The organism is Parachitinimonas caeni (genome assembly GCF_030129945.1).
Lineage (GTDB): Bacteria > Pseudomonadota > Gammaproteobacteria > Burkholderiales > Chitinimonadaceae > Parachitinimonas > Parachitinimonas caeni.
This window is the reverse complement of record NZ_JARRAF010000098.1, coordinates 1-3,308: the sequence shown is the minus strand read 5'-3', so window position 1 is coordinate 3,308 and position 3,308 is coordinate 1. Positions and strand designations below refer to the sequence as shown.

At 52.8% G+C, this 3,308-nt stretch carries 3 protein-coding genes; 2 read left to right on the top strand and 1 reads right to left on the bottom strand.

The window, feature by feature from the left end:
• Nucleotides 1–1,496: RCC1-like domain-containing protein (locus tag PZA18_RS23645; RefSeq protein WP_456238581.1), on the bottom strand; the 1,496-nt coding region annotated here is incomplete at its 3' end.
• 135 nt (nt 1,497–1,631) lie between these two features.
• Between PZA18_RS23645 and PZA18_RS23640 the strand changes: the two genes are divergently transcribed.
• Entirely contained in the window at nt 1,632–2,705 is a 1,074-nt protein-coding gene (locus PZA18_RS23640) for a hypothetical protein (protein WP_284103357.1), read from the top strand.
• Between the two features lie 293 nt (nt 2,706–2,998).
• Nucleotides 2,999–3,308: hypothetical protein (locus tag PZA18_RS23635; RefSeq protein WP_284103322.1), on the top strand; the 310-nt coding region annotated here is incomplete at its 3' end.

The following is a 3,308-nucleotide window of genomic DNA, read 5'->3' as shown; positions in this document are numbered from 1 at the left end:
CTAGCGGATACCCTTAACCAATCATGGGAGTCGCTGATTTTGATCGGTCGCAACTCGCAAGGCCTATCAATCACTGAACATGGCTTGCTGCGTTCAGGAGCCAATCCCAATTGACCCCATTGATTACTGCCCCAAGCCCAGAGACTACCGTCTTGCTTGATCGCCAAGGTATGAGAGTTATCGCGTTGCCAGTTACTTTCTGCGGTGGAGACATCCAGCCAGTCATTGTTCGTGCCGATTTGCACGGGCCGATTGCGAACGGTTTGATCTCCTAACCCTAATTGCCCGGCAAGATTATCTCCCCAACCCCACAACGTTCCATCAGCCTTGATACCGAATGCACTCCCACTGCCAGCGGCCACTTTGGCAAAATAAGCGTTGCTGTTGGTGGGCACTCCCTGCCGACTCGCAATGCCTCGTCCAAGCTGACCGGAGTAATTGGTGCCCCAACTCACTAATTCGCCCGAACTCTTTATACCGATACCGAACCCAAATCCCAATCCTGCGTTACGCCATAGGCCGTCAACCTGCCGGGGTTGCCAATTCTCCGGATGATACCCCGGACGATCATAGGAATTCCCCCACACCCACAAGGTACCGTCAGCCTTGATGGCCAAAGAAAAATTGCGCAATGCACGCACCATAAGGTACTGACTATTTCCCCCAATTTGCCTGGGGGTATCGACACGGTAGCCAGAGCTATCAACCCCCACTTGTCCGTAACCATTGCTCCCCCAACCCCAAAGCGTGCCATCCTGCTTGAGTAACAAAGCATGGATTGTCCCAGCAGACACTTTGGCCCAAAACTTATCGGTTCCCAGCTGGACAGGGACTCTATGAACGCTATGGCGGTCCGCCAAATGATCAAACAAGATGCTACTCCCCCACCCCCAAAGGCTACCGTCCCGCTTGATCCCTAGGCTGTAGTTGATACCAGCTGAAATCTCCGCCCAATCGTTCTCACTACCAATACGCACCGGAGCCAACTGTGAGGTTGAACCATTGCCTAATTGCCACTCTTCATTATTCCCCCAGGCCCATAAGCTCCCATCTTTTTTCAGCGCCAGCGTGTGGCTGTAACCGGCTGATACAGAGGCCCAATCTTGGCTGGAGGTCATGCGCGTTGGTGTACTGCGCGATTCCGTAGTGCCGTCCCCCAGCTGGCCATTGCTGTTTTTCCCCCAGGCCCAGAGTGAGCCATCCTGCTTGATGGCCACGGTGTGGGCATACCCGGCCGAGACCGCAGCCCAATCCTTGTCCTGCCCGATGGGGCGAGGACTATTGATTGAGATCACCGGTGGGTGGCCGAGTTGACCAAACGAATTGTTGCCCCATCCCCACAGGCTGTTGTCTTCTCTCAGAACAACCGTATGAAAGTAACCAGTGGCCAGTGTCAGCGACTCCGGGCGAGCGGGGGATGGGCCGGCGACGGCACAGGAAAGCCATCCAGACAGGATCAGAAAACAAGTAGTACGAGCGATAAGAGTGTAAGTCACGGCAATGGGTCAGCAATGTTCCGCCAAGGCGGGAGTTTTTGAATTCAGGAGATGACGATTCAGTTACAGCTATCGGCTCAAATCACGGTCGCAGGGGAGCGCTCTTGTCCCCCCGCATCAGGTTTATAAGGTGTTGTGGTACTTGGCGATCCGTTTCCCGATCTGATAACCGATCCCACCGGCCAGACCACCGCCTACAAGCAGCAATGGGCGGCTATCCATGAGATCGGAAAGGAAGGTGACGGCCAGCACATAGTAAGCCAGGGCAAAAACGATCGACCAGGTACGGCCATAGACGATGGCATCCTGTTCTTCGAATTTCTGGGAAAACTCTGCGGGGGAACTGGTAGAAACTCCAATCAGGCTGGCGCCACATTGGATACATCGCAAATCGGTATGCAGATTTTGAGAATTACAACGGTGACAATACATAATCCAGACGGAGAAAAAGACAAACACGGCGTTGGGTATTCGCGCCAAACATTGGTCTTTCGGATGATCGATACACCGCCGTCTACACACAATTACTCTTGGCTGGAGCAGCCACACGGTACGCCCTACAATTCGACAGTATATCTGCTTCAAGTCACATTCATGTACTTACCTAGTTTCTATAGCTGTTCCTACTGTCATGAGAATTTTCATTTCCCGTTCAATACCTTGTCTTATCACCACAAAGGGCGCGGCCCCCTACCCAGTACGGTGAGAAGTGAGGATTTCCTGGAAATACCCAAGCGGCCTGCATGGTGCAAGGTATGCAATTCGCTCACCCTCGTCGAAGACATCCTCCCCGTGCAAGATTTCGAGAATGCTTACGGGGCCATTCGGGCAGGCAAATCGATTGAATACCCCTTTCATTGCAGAGGGAAGGATGCAGCCGAACAGATTGCAACGTGCAAAGCATTGCTGGAATGGAGAATGAACCGGATTCGCCCTGCAAGGGCTTTATGTTGCGGCGGCACCCAATTTCTGTGGATGGATACGCTTCAACCGCTCAGACGGCATGCCGACTGCGAGTACGGCTTCATTGATCCAGTTTGGTATATCGGATCATTCTGCGGCTACGCTCATGGCATACATTCCCCAGCCGATTACCGAGTGTATGATCCAGAGGGTGAACTGGTCGGCAATTTGACCTGGTTCAACCAGGAAGCTGGTAGTTGGGCGTTGCAGGAATTACGGTATGCACCGACTTTGGACTGGGATTGAATAGGCGGCTCACTTTAGAAAAGCCACGCCTACTCAGGCAGTAAACGATCGTTCTCTTCTGTTAGAATGCGCGGGCAGAATTCCTGCTGCTAGCCTCTTGATAGCTCGTTTATGACCCGTCTACTGGCAAAGCATGGGCCTATTGGACGGAGAATCAGGGCAAGGCCCGTCTGCATGGTGTGCTCAGCTATCAAGAACTGGTCCAGCGCACCGGTATCGAGTTTTTGCCGACGGCTAAGCTTTGACTGCCGTCATTCTAATTGTCAGCCAACTCATCTCTCTGCGTCTTTGTCATGTTCCGAAGTACTTACGGCTTTATCAGCCAAGATCAATCTCTGGGTATTGCGCCTTTTTATCCCAAGGCTGTTGATTTTGAACGCGGTATTGAAGTGTTCGAATTTGGTGGTCTAGGTGGAGAAGACATTCCATTCGAAGGCGATCTGTATGCCATTAGATATCGGAACCGGATCATTCCTATCGTTTACGGTCCAGAGACGGTAGTGGGGGTCATCGATATGTGCCACTTCAATCGCGATACCTGGTCTTCCTATCGCGGTGGGGCCATCGAGGTGATTCGCGCCTGCGTGTCCCGCTTCGGCATTG